Consider the following 16,459-nt stretch of genomic DNA (forward strand, 5'->3'; position numbering starts at 1 on the left):
ATGTCGGGGGGCCGCTTCGATCCGTTCGCCGGAACCGGGCCGCGCTGGCGCGCCGTGCCCGCCTGGCGGCCCTTCCTCGAAGACCTCGCGGCGGGGGTGCTGGACTGGCTGGGCGATCAGACGCCCGAGACCCTGACCGACGCCACCATCCTTCTGCCCAACCGCCGCGCCGCCCGCGCCTTCTCCTCGGCCCTGGGCAAGCTGGCCGGCGACCGCCCCGTCCTGTTGCCCCAGGTCCGCCCGCTCGGCGATCTGGAGGAGGACGAACCGCCCTTCGCCCCTGGCGAACTGGGTCTGGACCTGCCCCCCGCCATCCCCGCCCTGACGCGCCGTTTCGAGATGGCGCGGATGATCGCCGAGGAGTTCGAGCCAGGCCTGAAGCCGCTGCGCGCCCTCGAAATGGCCGACGCCCTGGGCGGCTTCCTCGATTCCTGCCAGCTGGAGGAAGTCTCCGACCTGTCGCGCATCGCCGGGCTGGCGGAACAGGATCTGGCCGCCCACTGGCAGGACAGCGCCCGCTTCCTCGGCCTCGCCGTCGAGGCCTGGCCCAGGCGACTGGCCGCGCTCGGCCTGGTCGATTCCGCCTGGCGCCGCGCCGCCCTGCTGCGCCGTCTGGCCGAGGCCTGGGACGCGCGCCCGCCGTCGCAACCCGTCATCGCCGCCGGCTCGACCGGCACCGTCCCCGCCGCCGCCGATGTTCTGGCCGCCGTGGCCCGCGCGCCGCAGGGCGTGGTGGTCCTGCCCGGCCTCGACCTCGACCTGGCCGACGGCGTCTGGGACCGCATCGACGACCAGCATCCGCAGGCCGCGCTGAAGGCCCTGCTGCAGCGCGCCGACATCTCGCGCGATCAGGTCCGCCCCTGGTTCAAGCCCGCCGTCGAGCCCCGCATCGAGGCGCGCGGTCTGGCCCGCCAGCGCCTGATCAACGAGGCCTTGCGCCCCGCCGAGGCCACCGACGACTGGCGCGCCGAGATCGCCCGTCTGCGCGCCGACGCCGCCGAGGCGGGCCAAGCCGCTGACCCCATCAACGAGGGCCTGAAGGGCCTGTCCGCCCTCTCCGTCCGCGCCGAGGAAGAGGCCGCAACCGCCATCGCCCTGCTGATGCGCGAGACCCTGGAACGGCCCGGCGAGACCTGCGCCCTGGTCACGCCCGATCTGGACCTGTCGCGCCGCGTCGAGGCCCGGCTGGCCCGCTGGAACATCATCCCCGACGCCTCGACCGGCGCCCCCCTGTCGCGGATGAGCGCCGGGGTTCTGGTCGACCTCTGCGCCCGCTTCATCGAGACGCCGCTCAAGCCCCAGACCCTGCTGGCCCTGATCAAGCACCCCCTGACCCGGCTCGATCTTGGCGAAACGCCCTTGCCCGTCGCCGCCTCGGCGCTGGAGGAACACGCCCTGCGCGGCCCGCGTCCGCGCGACTGGGCCGAGATCCAGACCCGCCTGAACAAGGCCGCCGAACCCGGTCGCGGCGGTAAAGACCTGCCCGAATGGAAGGCCGCCCGCCTGTCCGGCGCCCGCGCTCTCGCCGCGCGGCTGGAAGCCCTCGCCGCCGAGGCCCTGTCCACCTTCACACCCACTGCAGCCCCCGACGCCGCCGCCCGCACCCTGACCGCCATGATCGAGGCCCTCGCCGGTCAGAACGCCTGGGCCGGACCGGACGGCGAGGCCGCCGCCTCGCTGCTGTCCGCCCTGATCGACGGCGGCGGGTCCCTGGGCGCCGTCAGCCGCGCCGACTTCGCCGCCCTGATCGCCGGTCTGCTGGGCGAGGAGACGGTGCGCACCGGCGGCGCCACCCATCCGCGTCTGCGCATTCTGGGCGCCATCGAGGCCCGCCTGACTCGCGCCGACCGCATGATCCTGGCCGGGCTGGAGGAAGGCGTCTGGCCCCGACCCGCCCCGGTCGATCCCTTCCTGTCGCGCTCGATGAGGAAGACGCTCGGCCTGCCCACGCCCGAGCGGCGTCTGGGCCAGACGGCGCAGGACTTCGTCCAGGCCGCCTGCGCCGACGAGGCCATCCTGATCCACTGCGAACGACGCGGCGGCCAGCCCGCCGTGCGCTCGCGCTGGCTGTGGCGCCTGGAAATGCTGACGCGCGGGGCCGACGCTCCCGCCACCCCCGTCGCCATCCCGGCCCCCGAGGGTCTGGCCGACTGGACCCGCGCCCTCGACGCCCCGCCGCCCGGCGCCGCCCGCTTCGCGCCGCGTCCCATGCCGCGCCCCCCGGTCGAGCGCCGCCCGCGCAGCCTCTATGTCACCCGCATCGAACGCTGGGTGCGCGACCCCTACGCCATCTACGCCCAGTGGGTGCTGGGCCTGAACATCATGGACCGCCCCGGCGCCTCGGCCGAGGCGATGGCGCGCGGCAATGCGGTGCACAAGGCCATCGAGCGCATGACCCTGATGTGGCCCCACGTTCTGCCCGACGACTGCGAGGCCCAGATCGAAGCCCTGCTGATCGAGGAGTTGACCGCCCACGGTTTCGAGGACGCCGCCATGGCGCGCGAGACGCCGCTGGCGCGCAACTGCGCCCGCTGGCTGGCCGGGTTCGAGGCCGAGCGCCGGGCGCGCGGCGTCACCCTGCTGATCGAACAGCAGGGGACCATGACGTTTGAGGCCCCCGCCGGCCCCTTCACCATGAAGGCCTACGCCGACCGCATCGAGGTGGGCGCGACCGGCGCCGCCATCATGGACTTCAAGACCGGCGGCGTGCCCTCCGGCAAACAGATCAAGGCCGGCTTTGCGCCCCAGCTGACCCTGACCGCCGCCATCCTGGCCGACGGCGGTTTCAAGGACACCAATGGTCCCGTGCCCGCCGACGAACTGACCTATGTCCGCGTCGTCGGGCGGAAGAAAGCCGGCGAGGTCGCGGTGCGCGCTTCCGGCCCCGAAGCCGCCGCTCTGGGCGAGGCGGCGCTGGAGGGGTTGAAGAAACGGGTGGCCCGCTTCGACCACCCCGACACCCCCTACGTCTCCTGGGCCGCGCCGCAGTTCATGGGCAACTATGGCGGCAACTACGACCATCTGGCCCGCGTCTGGGAATGGCACGTGGTCGGCGGCGAAGAAGGCGACAGCGAATGAACATCGCCACTCCGCACATGGCGGCGCGCCCCGATCCCCAGATCCGCGCCGCCGATCCCGCCCTGTCGGTCTTCGTCACCGCCAACGCCGGCTCGGGCAAGACCACCACCCTGGTCAGCCGGGTGGCGCGCCTGCTGCTGGGCGGGGCCGGGGCCTCGGCCATCCTGTGCGTGACCTACACCAAGGCCGCCGCCGCCGAGATGCAGGCCCGCCTGTTCGAGACGCTGGGCAAGTGGGCGGTCATGGACGACGCCGCCCTGTCGGCCGAACTGGCCCGGCTGGACGCCAGCGATCCCGACGGCCTCAACCCGGCCCGCCTGTCCGAGGCCCGTCGCCTGTTCGCCCGCGCGCTGGAGACGCCGGGCGGCCTGAAGATCCAGACCATCCACGCCTTCTGCGAAAAGCTGCTGCGCCGCTTCCCCATCGAGGCGGGCGTCTCGCCGCGCTTCAGCGTGCTGGAGAACGAGGCCGCCATCGCGCTCAGCCACGCCGCGCGCGAGGAGCTGGCCCGCGCCGCGCTCCGGGACCCCGACGGTCCGGTGGGCCAGGCCTACAGCCATTTCGCCGTCGAGCTGGACTGGGGCCGCTTCGAGAGCCTGCTGGCCATGATCGAGGCCAAACGCGCCGACCTGACCGACTACGTCGCCCGCGTCGGTGACGGCTCGGCCCCCGGCCCGCACGCCTTGACCGGCGCCGATCCCGATCAGACGCCCGACGAGATCGAGGCCGATTTCATCCGCTGGCTGGACCGGGGCGAGGTCCGCCGCATGGCCGAGCTGATGGCGACCGGGGTAAAGACCGACAAGGACCGCGCCGCCGAACTGATCCACGCCCTCGACCACGAGTGGAGCTTCCACGGCCTCGGCGTCGTCTTCCTCACCGGCACGGGCTCGCCGCGCAAGTCGATGGCGACCAAGCAGGCCCCGCCCGACGCCGGCGGCTGGCTCAGCGATCTGCAGGACAAGTATCTGGCCACGCTGGACGTGGTGCGCGCCGCCAAGGTCGCCGCCGACACGATCAAGCTGCTGACCCTGGCCGTCGCCCACGCCGCCTTCTACGAGGCCGCCAAGGCCGAGCGGGGGGCGCTGGACTTCTCGGACCTGGTGGCCAAGACCGTCGACCTGCTGACCACGCGTTCGACCGCGGCCTGGGTGCTGTACAAGCTGGACGGCGGCATCGACCACGTCCTGATCGACGAGGCCCAGGACACCGCGCCCGAGCAATGGGCCATCATGCGCGCCCTGACCGGGGAGTTCTTCTCGGGCGAAGAGACCGACCGCACCGTCTTCGCCGTCGGTGACGAGAAGCAGTCGATCTACTCCTTCCAGGGTGCCCGGCCGGAACGGCTGCGTCAGGAATCCCAGGCCTATGACGCCCTGATCCGCGCCTCCGGTTCCGCCTTCGAAGGCGTGCCGCTGGAGACCTCCTACCGCTCGACCGAGGACGTCCTGGCCTTCGTCGATCACGCCTTCGCCGATCCCGAACGCACCCGCGCCCTGGTCGGCGAGGCGGGCGACATCCCCCGCCACCTGCCCGCCCGCGTCGGCCAGCGCGGCTCAGTCGACCTTTGGCCCCTGTTCATGGACGAGGCCCCGCCCGAGCGCGACGCCTGGGACGATCCGGTCGATCAGGAAGGCGTGGCCGGCGCGCGCAAACGCATGGCCGCCGCCCTGGCTCAGGAGATCAGGCGTCAGGTCGAAACCGGCGCCACGGTCTATGACCGCTCGACCCGCCAGCCCCGCGCCAGCGGCTACGGCGACTTCCTCATTCTGGTGCGTCGCCGCGACGCCACATTCGAAGAGATCATCCGCGCCCTGAAGAGCGCGGGCGTCCCTGTCGCCGGGGCCGACCGGCTGAAACTGTCCAGCCACATCGTCTTCGACGACCTCAAGGCCCTGGCTCGCTTCGCCCTCTTCCCTGGCGACGACCTGTCGCTGGCCGAGGTGCTGCGCAGCCCCTTCTGCGACGTGGACGAGGCCTCGCTCTATGGCCTGGCCGGGCGCGAGAAGCGTCAGGGCCTGTGGCGCGAACTGAAAGCCCGCGCCGACGAACGTCCCGAATGGCGCCGGGCGCTGGAGCTGTGCCTGACCGCGCGCGCGGCGCGCGAGCACGACCCCTTCGCCTTCTTCTCCACCCTGCTGAACCGGGTGGACGACACGGGCGTCTCGGGCCGCGCCCGCGTGCTGACGCGGCTCGGCCGCGAGGCCGAGGAGGCCATCGACGAGACCCTCAATCAGGTCCTGGCCGCCGAGAATCGGGGCGGGACCGATCTGGAAACCTGCCTAGCCCTGCTGGAAGCCGCCGACGTCGAGGTGAAGCGCGAACTGGAAGGCCCGCGCGGCGAGGTCCGCGTCATGACCGTCCACGGCGCCAAGGGGCTGGAGGCGCCCGTCGTCATCCTGCCCGACACCACCATGAAGGCGAAGGCGCAGGGGCCGTCCCTGATGCCGGTGGCGACCGAAGACGGCGAAGCCTGGCTGATGTGTCCCGGCTCCAAGACCGAAGACTGCGCCGCCTCCAAAGCCGCCCGCGAGGCGCGCGAGGCGCGGGTCAGCGACGAGTCCCTGCGCCTGCTCTACGTCGCCCTGACCCGCGCCCGCGACCGGGTCATCGTCATGGGGCGAGGTTCCAAGAAGGCCCCTGAAGCCGGCGACTGGTGGTCGGTGATCGAGGAGACCTTCAACCGCCTCGGCGACGAGGTGCGGACGCTGGACAACCACGTCCGCCGCTACGGCGTCGATCTCGACGTCTTGCCCGCCGTGACCGCTGCCGCCGAGGCCCGCCCCGAAGCCCCGGACTGGACCCGCACGACCCCCGCCCGCGACGCCGCCGCCCGCTTCGCCTCGCCGTCGCAGATGCAGGAGCAGAAGCGCATCCCGGCGCCGTCTCCGCTCGCGCGTGGCGAAGGCCCCGGCGCCGGTCTGGGCCGCTTCCGGCGCGGCGACCTGATCCACCGCCTGCTGGAACGTCTGCCCGACATCTCCCCGATCGACCGCTCCGACGCCGCCGTGCGGATGCTGGCCCGCGAACGCGACCTATCGGACGAGCAGCGCGCCGAGATGATCGCCGCCGCCTTCGCCGTGCTGGACGATGCGCGGTTCGCCCCCGTCTTCGGCCAGGGCTCGCGCGCCGAGGTCGCCCTGACCGGCTCCTCACCCGACCTGCCCCCCGGCGTCTCCATCTCGGGGCGCATCGACCGGCTGGTGGTCACGCCCGAACGGGTGCTGGTGGTGGACTTCAAGTCCAACCGCCCAGCCCCGGACAGGATAGAAGACGCGGACCCCGCCTATGTGCTGCAAATGGCGATCTATACCGCCGTGCTGAAGCGCCTCTATCCCGACCGCGCCGTCGAGGCGGCCCTGGTCTGGACCGACGGACCCAGGCTGATGGCCGTGCCGCAGAGCCTGATGGACGCGGCGCTTTCAAATGCGCGTTGATTTGTGCGGGATTCGCTCCCACATCTCCCCCTGAACGCTGAACCCATCCTCAGCGCGCCACTTATTTGGTGCTCAAGCAGCGAGGCCCCGCAGGCCGAGCGTTAGCACCCCTAAAAGGAGAGCCATTCATGGCGACTGTCAAAGTCACCGACGAAAGCTTCGACGCCGACGTCCTGAAATCCTCGACCCCCGTCCTGGTGGACTTCTGGGCCGAGTGGTGCGGCCCGTGCAAGCAGATCGGCCCGGCCCTGGAACAGATCGCCGACGAACTGTCGGGCAAGGTGACGATCGCCAAGATCAACATCGACGACAGCCCCATGACCCCGTCCAAGATGGGCGTGAAGGGCATCCCGACCCTGATGCTATTCAAGGACGGCCAGCTGGCCTCGATGAAGGTCGGCGCCATGCCCAAGGGCAAGATCGTCGAATGGCTGGCCGAGGCCGGCGTCAAGGCCGACTAAAAAATCTCCCTCCCCTTCATGGGGAGGGTGGCTGAGACCTGAAGGGTCGAGGCCGGGTGGGGGCGGCGTGGCGAAGGCCCGCCGCCTTTGGCTTGTCTGAGGTTTGGATGCGGCAGGTGGCCCTCCCCACCCGGTCGCTGCGCGACCACCCTCCCCATGCAGGGGAGGGAGAAGCTAGGTGGGCCAGGTCTCGGGACTGGCGCCCAGCACTTCTCCGGCCAGATAGAGAGAGCCGCAGATGACAATGCGTCCGGCGCCGAGCGCTAGGGCGCGGTCAAGGGCCTCGTCCACCGAGGCTGTCGGCAGGGCGCCGAAGCCCCGCCCCTGGGCCACAGCGGCCAGGGCCGCCGGATCGGCCGCCGCGCCGTCGAAGGCCACGGTGAAGACCTGGGCGTCGAGCCCCTTCAGCGCCTCGAAGAAGCCGCCCGCGTCCTTGTTGGCCAGCATGGCGACGATCAGGGCCAGGGGGCGCGGCGCCCTTGCCTGGCGCTCGGCCAGGGTCCGGGCCATGGCCCGTCCGGCGTGGGGATTGTGCCCGCCGTCCAGCCACAGTTCGGCGTCCGCCGCCTGCGCTTTTTCAGCATAGGGACCGGCGGTCAGACGCTGCATCCGCGCGGGCCAGCGCACGGCCTTCAGCCCCGCCGCGATGGCGGCCTCGGGCAGGTCCAGTTCCAGCGCCGCCGCCACGGCCACGCCGGCGTTGTCGAACTGATGCGGGCCGCTCAGCGCCGGGGCCGGCAGGTCGAGGAAGCGCTCCTGATCCTGATAGACCAGACCGCCGCGCTCGGCCCAGGCGTCGAAATCCACGCCCATGACGGTCAGGGGCGAGTTCACCTCGGCGGCGCGGCGTTCGATCACCGCCATGACCGCCTCGGACTGACGGGCGATGACCCCCCGCGCCCCGGCCTTGAGGATGCCCGCCTTCTCCGCGGCGACGCCCTCGATCTTGTCGCCCAGGAATTCGGCGTGATCCAGATCGACGGGGGTGATGACGCTCAACAGGGGTCGGTCGATGACATTGGTGGCGTCCAGCGAGCCGCCCAGCCCCACCTCGACAATGGCCAAATCAGCCGGCGTCTCGCTCATGGCGAGGAAGGCGGCGGCGGTCGTGCTCTCGAACACGGTGGCCTCGCCCGACACCGCTTCGATGCGATCGAGGATGGCGTTCAAGGCCTCGTCGCTGATCAGGGTTCCCGCCAGCCGAATGCGCTCGTTGAAGCGCACCAGATGTGGCGAGGTATAGGCGTGGACCCGCAGACCCGCTGCCTCGGCGATGGCCCGGATCAGGGCCACGGTCGAGCCCTTGCCGTTGGTCCCGGCGACATGAACCACCGGCGGCAGCTTGTTCTGAGGATTTCCCAGCGTCGCGCAAAGCGCCCGCATCCGGTCCAGCGACAAGTCGATGCGCTGCGGATGGCGGGCCAGAAGACGCTGGGAAATCGGGTCCATCGGGTGGCTTTAGGCCGCCTTGCGCTTGCCGCCCATCAGCATGGACATGATCTGGCCCAGGGTCGTCGGCAGGTCGCCGCGCGCCACGACCTTGTCGACCATGCCCTTGCCTTGCAGATACTCGGCGCGCTGGAAGCCCGGCGGCAGTTTCTCACGGATGGTGGTCTCGATCACGCGCGGACCGGCGAAGCCGATCAGGGCGCCCGGTTCAGCCAGGTGGACGTCGCCCAGCATAGCGTAGGAGGCGGTCACGCCCCCCGTAGTCGGGTCGGTCAGGACCACGATATAGGGCAGCTGCGCCGCCTTCACCTCCTGCACCGCCAGGGTGGTGCGGGCCATCTGCATCAGGCTCAGCGCGCCTTCCTGCATCCGCGCGCCGCCGGCGGCGGTGAAGCAGATGAAGGGCACGCCGCGCTTCACGGCTTCACGCGCGGCGGCGATGAAGGCCTCGCCCGCCGCCATGCCCAGCGACCCGCCCATGAAGGTGAAGTCCTGCACGATGACGACCGCGGCCACGCCGTCGATCTTGCCGAAACCAATCGCCATCGTGTCCTTGCGGCCCGCCGCCTTACGCGCCGCGTTCAGGCGGTCCTTGTAGGGCTTGCCGTCCGAGAACTTCAGCGGGTCTTCCGGCACGTCCGGGGTGTCGATACTTTCGAACGCGCCGTCGTCGAAAGTGGCCTTCAGACGCGTCGGCGCATTGATCCGCATATGACGCCCCGACGGCGTGACCCACAGGGCCGCCTCCAGGTCCGTGCGGAACAGCATCTCGCCGCTGTCCGGGTCCTTGACCCACAGGTTGTCGGGCGTGTCGCGCCGGCTGACGATCTTGCGCACGCCCGGAGCGAAGCGGGACAGCCAGCCGCCGCGCGGCTTGTTCTCAGGATTCTTGTCGACCATGAGCGCGCCTTTAAACGGTTTCCCCAAGGAAAGCACTAATGGGGGAAGCACTAGTTCTGGCGGTTTTCACCGCATCGGCCAGGGCCTTCACCTTGGCCAGAACGCGGGGAACGACGGGTTCGTTCGCTGCGAGAGCGCCGGCGACTTCATCGACGAAGACTGACCCGGCCACCACCGCATCGGCCACGCGGGCGATCTCGGCGGCGCGCTCGGGCGTCTTGACGCCGAAGCCGACGGCGACCGGCAGGTTGGCGGCCTTGCGGACTCGCTCCGCAGCGGGGGCGACGGAAGCGGCCTGCGCCTCCTTGACGCCCGTCACGCCCGCTACCGAGACGTAATAGACAAAGCCCGAGGTGCCGCGCGCGATGACCTTCAGCCGGTCGTCGTCCGAGGTCGGCGTGGCCAGACGGATCAGCGACACCTCGGCCGCATCCAGCGCCGTCGCCAGAGGCCCGGCCTCTTCCGGCGGGCAATCGACCACGATCAGGCCGTCCACGCCTGCCTCGGCGGCGTCACGCGCGAAGGCCTCGTAGCCGTAGCTCTCAACCGGGTTCAGATAGCCCATCAGGATCACCGGGGTGGCGTCGTCGCCTTTACGGAAGTCCGCCACCAGATCCAGCGTGCCGCGCAGGGTCATTCCCGCCGCCAGCCCCCGCAGCGCCGCGCGCTGGATCGGCGGTCCCTCGGCCATGGGGTCCGAGAAGGCCAGGCCCAGTTCGATCAGATCGGCCCCGGCGGCGGGCAGGCCGCGCAGGATCTCCAGCGCCTCTTCCCGGCTGGGATCGCCGGTCATGACGTAGGGAATGAAGCCGGCCCGGCCTTCAGCCTTCAGCGCGGCGAAACGGGCGTCGATACGGGTCGTCGTCACTGGGGCGTCGCTCCCGCGGGCTCGGCGGCGCAGACATTGCCGGGGATGGTGGCGAAGCCGAGATACCCCGGCGATTCCGGCGCGGAAGGGCCGGCGGTGTCGTAGAAGGCCACCATCTGCAGACCGTCGCAGATCCCGCCGTCCTTGCGCTTGATCAGAACGACGCGGTTGTTGTCGCCGCCCGCCGGCAACCAGCCCTGGCTTTCGAAGTGGGCGATATAGGTTTCGGCCAGGGCGCCGACGCTGGCGAGCGGGGCGGTGACGCAGAAGGCGCGACCGTTCAGCCCATGCAGATTGCCGCAGTCCGGCGCGGCCTTGGCCGCCCCCAACAGCGGCGTATCCGCGGCGGGCGCGCCCTGCGGACCGGGCGCCGCAGGCTGAGCGGCTGGAGCGGCGGGCGCCGCCTGGGTCTTGGCCATCGTCAGGGTCGGCGACACGGCGGCGGCCAGGGCCGCGATCATAAGGGTCTTCATGCTCAAAGCTCCACGCCCAGATGCTTGGCTACGGTGAAAATGTCCTTGTCGCCGCGGCCCGACAGGACCAGGACGACGTCGCCGCCCTGACCCACATCCCTGGCGATCTCGCCGATGCGCGCCAGGGCGTGCGAAGGCTCCAGCGCCGGGATGATGCCCTCCAGCTTGGACAGCATCTGGAAGGCGTCCAGCGCCTCGTCGTCGGTGGCCGACAGATATTCCCCGCGGCCCAGGTCGTTCAGCCAGGCGTGCTCCGGCCCGATGCCCGGATAGTCCAGACCGGCCGAGATGGAGTGGCCCTCCAGGATCTGGCCGTCCGCATCCTGCAACAGATAGGTGCGGTTGCCGTGCAGCACGCCGGGACGGCCGCCCTTCAGACTGGCGGCGTGTTCGGGGGTGTCCAGACCATGGCCCGCCGCCTCGACGCCGATCAGGCGCACCTCGGCGTCGTCGACGAAGGGGTGGAAGGCGCCGATGGCGTTGGAGCCGCCGCCTATGCAGGCCACCACGGCGTCAGGCAGGCGCCCGATCCGATCCAGCGACTGGCGCTTGATCTCGCGGCCGATCACCGACTGGAAGTCGCGCACCATGGCCGGATAGGGGGCCGGGCCCGCCGCCGTGCCGATGATGTAATAGGTGTCCTCGACGTTGGTGACCCAGTCGCGCATCGCCTCGTTCATGGCGTCCTTCAGCGTCGCCGCCCCGGCGGTGACGGCCGCCACCTCGGCCCCCATCAGCTTCATGCGGAAGACGTTGGGCTGCTGACGCTCGACGTCCACCGCGCCCATATAGACCGTGCACGGCAGGCCGAAGCGGGCGCAGACGGTGGCCGAGGCCACGCCGTGCTGACCGGCGCCGGTCTCGGCGATGATCCGCGTCTTGCCCATGCGACGGGCCAGCAGGATCTGGCCCATACAGTTGTTGATCTTGTGCGCGCCCGTGTGGTTCAGGTCCTCGCGCTTCAGCCAGATCTTGGCCCCGCCGAAATGATCGGTCAGCCGCTCGGCGAAATAGAGCGGGCTTTCGCGACCGACATAGTGGGTCAGGAAATCGTCCAGCTCGGCCTGGAAGCTCGGATCGGCCTTGGCCGCCTCATAGGCCGCCTGAAGCTCATGGATCAGCGGCATCAGGGTTTCGGGCACGAAGCGGCCGCCATAGGGACCGAAGCGGCCCTCGGCGTCAGGCCAGGCGTAGGAGTTCGGGATAATTGCGTTCACGAGCGGCAGTCTTTCGCGAGAAGGCGACGAAATCAGGACCGGGATACGGCCTCGAGGAAGGCGTGGATCAGGTCAGGGTCCTTAACACCCGGCGCGCTTTCGACGCCAGAGGAGACATCGACCAAGGGCGCCCCCGAAATCCGCACGGCCTCGGTGATATTTTGCGGCTCCAGCCCGCCTGCGAGGAACCAGCATGCCGGCAGGGCGCGGTTTTGCATCAACGACCAATCGAACGAGGCCCCGACCCCGCCGGGCAGGCTGGAGCCTTCAGGCGGCTTGGCGTCGAACAGCAGATGGTCCGCCACATCGGCCCACTCCGGCACAGACGCGAAGTCGGCCTCGGTGCGGATCGGCAGAGCCTTGATGATCCCCGCCCCGGTCAGCCGCCGCACCTCGGCGGCGCGCTGCGGCGTCTCATGCCCATGCAGCTGGATCAGGTCGGGCCGCAGGATCAGTCCCACCTCGGTCAGCAGGGCGTCGTCAGGATCAACCAGCACGGCGACGATCTTCGCCTTGCCCCGCGCCCGGTCGAACAGGGTGGCGGCGTGCAGCGGCGGGATATGGCGCGGGCTCTTTTCAAACACCACCGCCCCGACAAAGGCCGCGCCGCCGTGCAAGGCTGCATCCAGCGTCTCGGGCGTCGTCAGTCCGCAGATCTTGGCCAAGGTCATGTGAGGGAGGTGCGCGAGCGAGGCCAAGAGGTCAAGCGTCGCCCTCCCCTCTTCGTCATCCCGGAAGCGGCGCAGCCGCTATCCGGGACCGCAGGAAGCGCTGACGGCGGCGTCCTGGGCGGTCCCGGCTCTCCGCTGACGCTTCGGCCGGGATGACGACCTTGGCTTCAGGCGAAGATCAGCTCGATCTCTTCCGGCGCCAGCAGCCGCCACTCCCCCGGCCCCAGATCATCCGGCAGAACCAACCCGCCCAGCCGCTCGCGGTGCAGAGCCTCGACGTGGTTGCCCGTCGCCGCAAACATCCGGCGCACCTGATGATAGCGCCCTTCCGTCACCGTCAGCAGGGCTTCCGTGGGCGACACCACTTCGAGGATGGCCGGCGACAGCGGCTTGTCCTCGTTCTCCAGCACCAGCTCGCCCGAGGCGAACAGCGCGCCTTCCGTTCCGCTCAGCGGCCGCGCCAGCGTCGCGCGATAGACCTTGGCCACATGGCGCTTGGGCGAGATCACCCGGTGCAGCAGGTCGCCGTCGTCGGTCAGCAGCAGCAGGCCCGTGGTCTGCTTGTCCAGCCGCCCGATGGTCGAGATGGCCGGGTCGCGCCGCTTCCACCGATCCGGCAGGATGTCATAGACCAGCGCCCCGTCTTCCTTGCGCGAACAGGTCATGCCCAGCGGCTTGTTCAGAAGCATGACCAGACCCGGAACCGGGTCCAGCGGCTCGCCGTCGATCTCCATCCGGCTCGGCAGATCGGGCGTCACCGGGATGCGCTTGGACACGTCGGTCAGGTCGGCGCCGTCCAGCACGATGCCGCCCGCCTTGCCCATCCGCGCCATCTCGGCCCGCGAGCCGTAGCCCATGGAGCCGAGCAGCTTGTCGACTCTACTTGTTGGGGTCCTACCGCCCTTCGGGCTACTTGAGGACGTGTTCACTTCACCGCCTCAAAGATCTTGTACCCGCCCTTGTCGAGCAGCGGCTTCACCCGCTTGAAGGCCGCGTTCAGTTCGGCCTCGTAGGGCAGGTGCCGGTTGGCCACCAGCCACAGCACGCCGCCGGTTTTCAGCAGGGCCGCCGCCTGACGGATGAAGTTCTGGCCCAGACGCCGATCCTCGGTGCCGCCGTCGTGGAAGGGCGGATTGCTGACGATGAAGTTCAGCTCGCCCTCGGTCGGCAGGGTGCGCACGTCGGCCCATTCAAAGGCGACGCGCGGGTCCTCGACATTCTTCCTAGCCGCTGCGATGGCGCGCCGGTCGATGTCGATCAGACGCAAGGATGTCACCGCCGGCGACCGCAGCGCCACCAGCGACAGGGCGCCGAAGCCGCAGCCCAGATCGGCGCCCGCCCCCTTCAGCGGCGGCATGACCCCGGCCAGCAGGGCCGTGCCCGGATCGACGCGGTCCCAGGCGAAGACGCCCGGCTGCGACCAGGCGTCCAGACCCTCAACCTGCTTCAGGCTGCCCGCCGCAATCGCCGCATCCAGACCTTCAATGGTCTCGGGCCGCGTGACGATGCAGCGGCGATGGTGGGCCTTGGCCGTCTCGCCGACCTCCAGACCGAAGTCCTTCAGCTCCTTGCCCAGACGCGAGCCGCCCTTGCTCTTGTGCGCCATGACGTCGAGGCGCCCGCCGACCTTCAGCGCTCTCAGCGCCATGGCCAGGGTATAGCGACGCTCCACGACGCCCGGCGGGGCATAGATCATCGCCTCGTCCACCGATCCCGGCGCAAGGTCTTCCAGCGCGGTCGAACCGGGGATCAGGGGCGAGGTCTGCTGGGCCCCGGTCGGAACGTCGAACACCGCCGGCGGGCGGCCATAGAGAATGGTGGTCATGGGCGGCGCTATAACGCTTTCCTCCCTGTTCGCGAAGCGAATGGGGAGGGGGACCACGAAGTGGTGGAGGGGGCGGAACAGCCGTCAGACCTCGAGTCGCCCCCTCCGTCAGGCCGCTGCGCGTCCGCGCCACCTCCCCATTGCTGCGCAACAGGGAGGAGAAGCGGGTGACACCCCGGAACGGATCAGGCACAACCCGCCGATGCTCGCTGACCCCCGCCGTTCCTCATCCCCCGCCCCGCTTGACCTGAGCGCCGCGCGCGAGGTTCTGGGCCGGGTCTGGGGCCACGCTGATTTTCGCGGGCTGCAATCCCAGGTCGTGGCCGAGGTTCTGGCCGGGCGCGACGTCATGGCCGTCCTGCCCACCGGCGGCGGCAAGAGCGTCTGCTATCAGATCCCCGCCATCCTGCGCTTCGGCGTCGGTCTGGTGGTGTCGCCGCTGATCGCCCTGATGACCGATCAGGTCGAGGCCCTGAAACAACAGGGCGTGGCCGCCGCCCGCCTCGATTCCGGCGTTTCGATGGAGGAGCGTTCCGCCATCTGGCGCGCCGCCCGCTCGGGCGAGCTGGACCTGCTTTACGTCTCGCCCGAAGGCCTGGCCGCCGGCTCCATGCTGGAACGCCTGTCCGACATCGACCTCAGCCTGATCGCCATCGACGAGGCCCACTGTGTCTCTCAGTGGGGCCACGACTTCCGCCCCGACTATCGCTCGCTGGGCCGTCTGGCCGAGATATTCCCCGGCGTCCCGCGCATCGCCGTCACCGCCACCGCCGACGCCCGCACCCGCGAAGACATCCTGGCCTCGCTGCGCCTGGGCGAGGCCCGCGTCTTCGTCGACAGCTTCGCCCGCCCCAATCTGCAGCTCTCCGCCGAGCGCAAGATCAACGGCAGCCGCGCCCGCACCGACGCCGCCGTGGTCGAGCTGGTGCGCGAGCGCCGGGGCAAGTCCGGCGTGGTCTATTGCGGCAGCCGCGACGGCTGCGAGCGGGTGGCCCAGACCCTGCGCGACGCTGGCACCAACGCCATCGCCTATCACGCCGGTTTCGACGCCAAGGACCGCGACAGGCGGCTGGAGCGTTTCCTCGCCGAGGACGGCGCCGTCATGGTCGCCACCATCGCCTTCGGCATGGGGGTGGACAAGCCCGACGTCCGCTTCGTCATCCACGCCGATCCGCCCGGTTCGCTGGAAGCCTACTGGCAGGAGATCGGCCGCGCCGGACGCGACGGCGAACCGGCCGAAGGCATCACGCTGTACGGTCCCTCCGACATCGCCTGGTCCCTGCGTCGCCTCGAAGGCCGCCCCATGGCCGAGGAGGTCAAACAGGTCCAGACTCGCAAGGTGCGCCAGCTGTTCGCCATGCTGGACGGCGCCGTCTGCCGGCCCCAGGCCGTGCGCCGCTACTTCGGCGAGACCGACGCCCAACCCTGCGGTGTCTGCGACATCTGCGGCGATCCGCCGGCGACGTTCGACGCCGTGGTCCCCGCGCAAAAGGCGCTCGCGGCGGTGCAGCGCCTCGGCGAACGCTTCGGTCGGACCCGCGTCGTCGATCACCTGCTGGGCAAGACCAAGGATGTCCAGAACTGGGAGGCGAACCTGTCCACCTGGGGCATAGGCGCCGACCTGTCGCTGACCGCCTGGCGCGACGTCATCGACCACCTGCTGTTCGAGGGCCTGCTGGTCGAGGACCCGAACGAGGGCAAGCCCATCATCCAACTGGGCGACTCTGAGTCCGTCCGCGCCGTCTATCGCGGCGAGCGCCCCATTCAGGTGCGCAAGGCGCCCGTCCGTGTGGTCGAGGCGGAACGCCCGCGCCGCAACGCCGGCCGCAACCTGGCCGCCGAGGCGCTGGACACGGACGTCCGCGCCCGCTTCGAGGTCCTGCGCGCCTGGCGCCGCGACCGCGCCGCCGAACAGCACGTCCCGCCCTATGTCATCTTCCAGGACAAGACCCTGGTCGAGATCGCCCTCAGCGAGCCGCGCAACCTCGACGCCCTGGGCCGCATCTCCGGCGTCGGCGCCGGCAAGCTGGAACGCTACGGCAAGGGCGTGCTGGAGGCCCTGGCCTCGGCCGACTGATCC

Annotated in this window: 12 protein-coding genes; 4 read left to right on the plus strand and 8 right to left on the minus strand. The window is 70.4% G+C overall.

The genetic code is table 11. The features are described from left to right. The 3 genes from addB to trxA all read left to right on the plus strand — a co-directional run bounded on the left by addB (position 1) and on the right by trxA (position 6,976). On the plus strand, positions 1-3,078 hold the full coding sequence (gene addB, locus HNP51_RS11850) for a double-strand break repair protein AddB (RefSeq protein ID WP_184269238.1): 3,078 nt from the start codon (positions 1-3) through the stop codon (positions 3,076-3,078). Continuing rightward, the gene (gene addA / locus HNP51_RS11855; protein WP_260398413.1) at positions 3,075-6,515 is read left to right on the plus strand and encodes a double-strand break repair helicase AddA; all 3,441 of its coding nucleotides are present in this window, start codon (positions 3,075-3,077) and stop codon (positions 6,513-6,515) included. Before addB ends, addA begins: the two co-directional genes overlap by 4 nt. Positions 6,516-6,643: 128 nt before the next feature. Then, positions 6,644-6,976: a thioredoxin TrxA gene (trxA, locus tag HNP51_RS11860; RefSeq protein WP_114816818.1), complete on the plus strand. Its 333-nt coding sequence runs from the start codon at positions 6,644-6,646 to the stop codon at positions 6,974-6,976. 174 nt (positions 6,977-7,150) lie between these two features. Here the strand turns inward: trxA and HNP51_RS11865 are convergent, their stop codons facing one another. The 8 genes from HNP51_RS11865 to HNP51_RS11900 form a co-directional block, all read right to left on the minus strand. After that, positions 7,151-8,425 (minus strand): folylpolyglutamate synthase/dihydrofolate synthase family protein, encoded by a 1,275-nt coding sequence (locus HNP51_RS11865; RefSeq protein WP_184269236.1) that lies wholly within the window; start codon positions 8,423-8,425, stop codon positions 7,151-7,153. Between the two features lie 9 nt (positions 8,426-8,434). Beyond that, positions 8,435-9,325: an acetyl-CoA carboxylase carboxyltransferase subunit beta gene (locus tag HNP51_RS11870; protein ID WP_184269234.1), complete on the minus strand. Its 891-nt coding sequence runs from the start codon at positions 9,323-9,325 to the stop codon at positions 8,435-8,437. Positions 9,326-9,335: 10 nt separating this feature from the next. After that, complete coding sequence (trpA, locus tag HNP51_RS11875; RefSeq protein ID WP_184269232.1) at positions 9,336-10,193, minus strand: tryptophan synthase subunit alpha; 858 nt, start codon at positions 10,191-10,193, stop codon at positions 9,336-9,338. Next, positions 10,190-10,666 carry a hypothetical protein gene (locus HNP51_RS11880; RefSeq protein ID WP_184269230.1) on the minus strand — a complete coding sequence of 159 codons (477 nt, stop codon included), beginning with the start codon at positions 10,664-10,666 and terminating at the stop codon, positions 10,190-10,192. Before HNP51_RS11880 ends, trpA begins: the two co-directional genes overlap by 4 nt. Before the next feature lie 2 nt (positions 10,667-10,668). Further along, positions 10,669-11,883: a tryptophan synthase subunit beta gene (gene trpB, locus HNP51_RS11885; protein ID WP_184269228.1), complete on the minus strand. Its 1,215-nt coding sequence runs from the start codon at positions 11,881-11,883 to the stop codon at positions 10,669-10,671. A 32-nt stretch (positions 11,884-11,915) separates the two neighbouring features. After that, positions 11,916-12,554 carry a phosphoribosylanthranilate isomerase gene (locus HNP51_RS11890; protein ID WP_184269226.1) on the minus strand — a complete coding sequence of 213 codons (639 nt, stop codon included), beginning with the start codon at positions 12,552-12,554 and terminating at the stop codon, positions 11,916-11,918. 167 nt (positions 12,555-12,721) lie between these two features. Then, a complete protein-coding gene (locus HNP51_RS11895) occupies positions 12,722-13,411 on the minus strand; it encodes a pseudouridine synthase (RefSeq protein WP_184269224.1) in 690 nt (229 codons plus the stop codon). A gap of 68 nt (positions 13,412-13,479) precedes the next feature. Further along, a complete protein-coding gene (locus HNP51_RS11900; RefSeq protein WP_184269222.1) occupies positions 13,480-14,379 on the minus strand; it encodes a class I SAM-dependent methyltransferase in 900 nt (299 codons plus the stop codon). Positions 14,380-14,581: 202 nt separating this feature from the next. Here HNP51_RS11900 and recQ point away from each other — a divergent pair, with 202 nt between their 5' ends. After that, positions 14,582-16,456, plus strand: coding sequence for a DNA helicase RecQ (gene recQ / locus HNP51_RS11905; RefSeq protein ID WP_184269220.1), 1,875 nt, complete (start codon positions 14,582-14,584; stop codon positions 16,454-16,456). Positions 16,457-16,459: the final 3 nt, after the last annotated feature.

It is taken from the genome of Brevundimonas bullata, assembly GCF_014207965.1.
Lineage (GTDB): Bacteria > Pseudomonadota > Alphaproteobacteria > Caulobacterales > Caulobacteraceae > Brevundimonas > Brevundimonas bullata_A.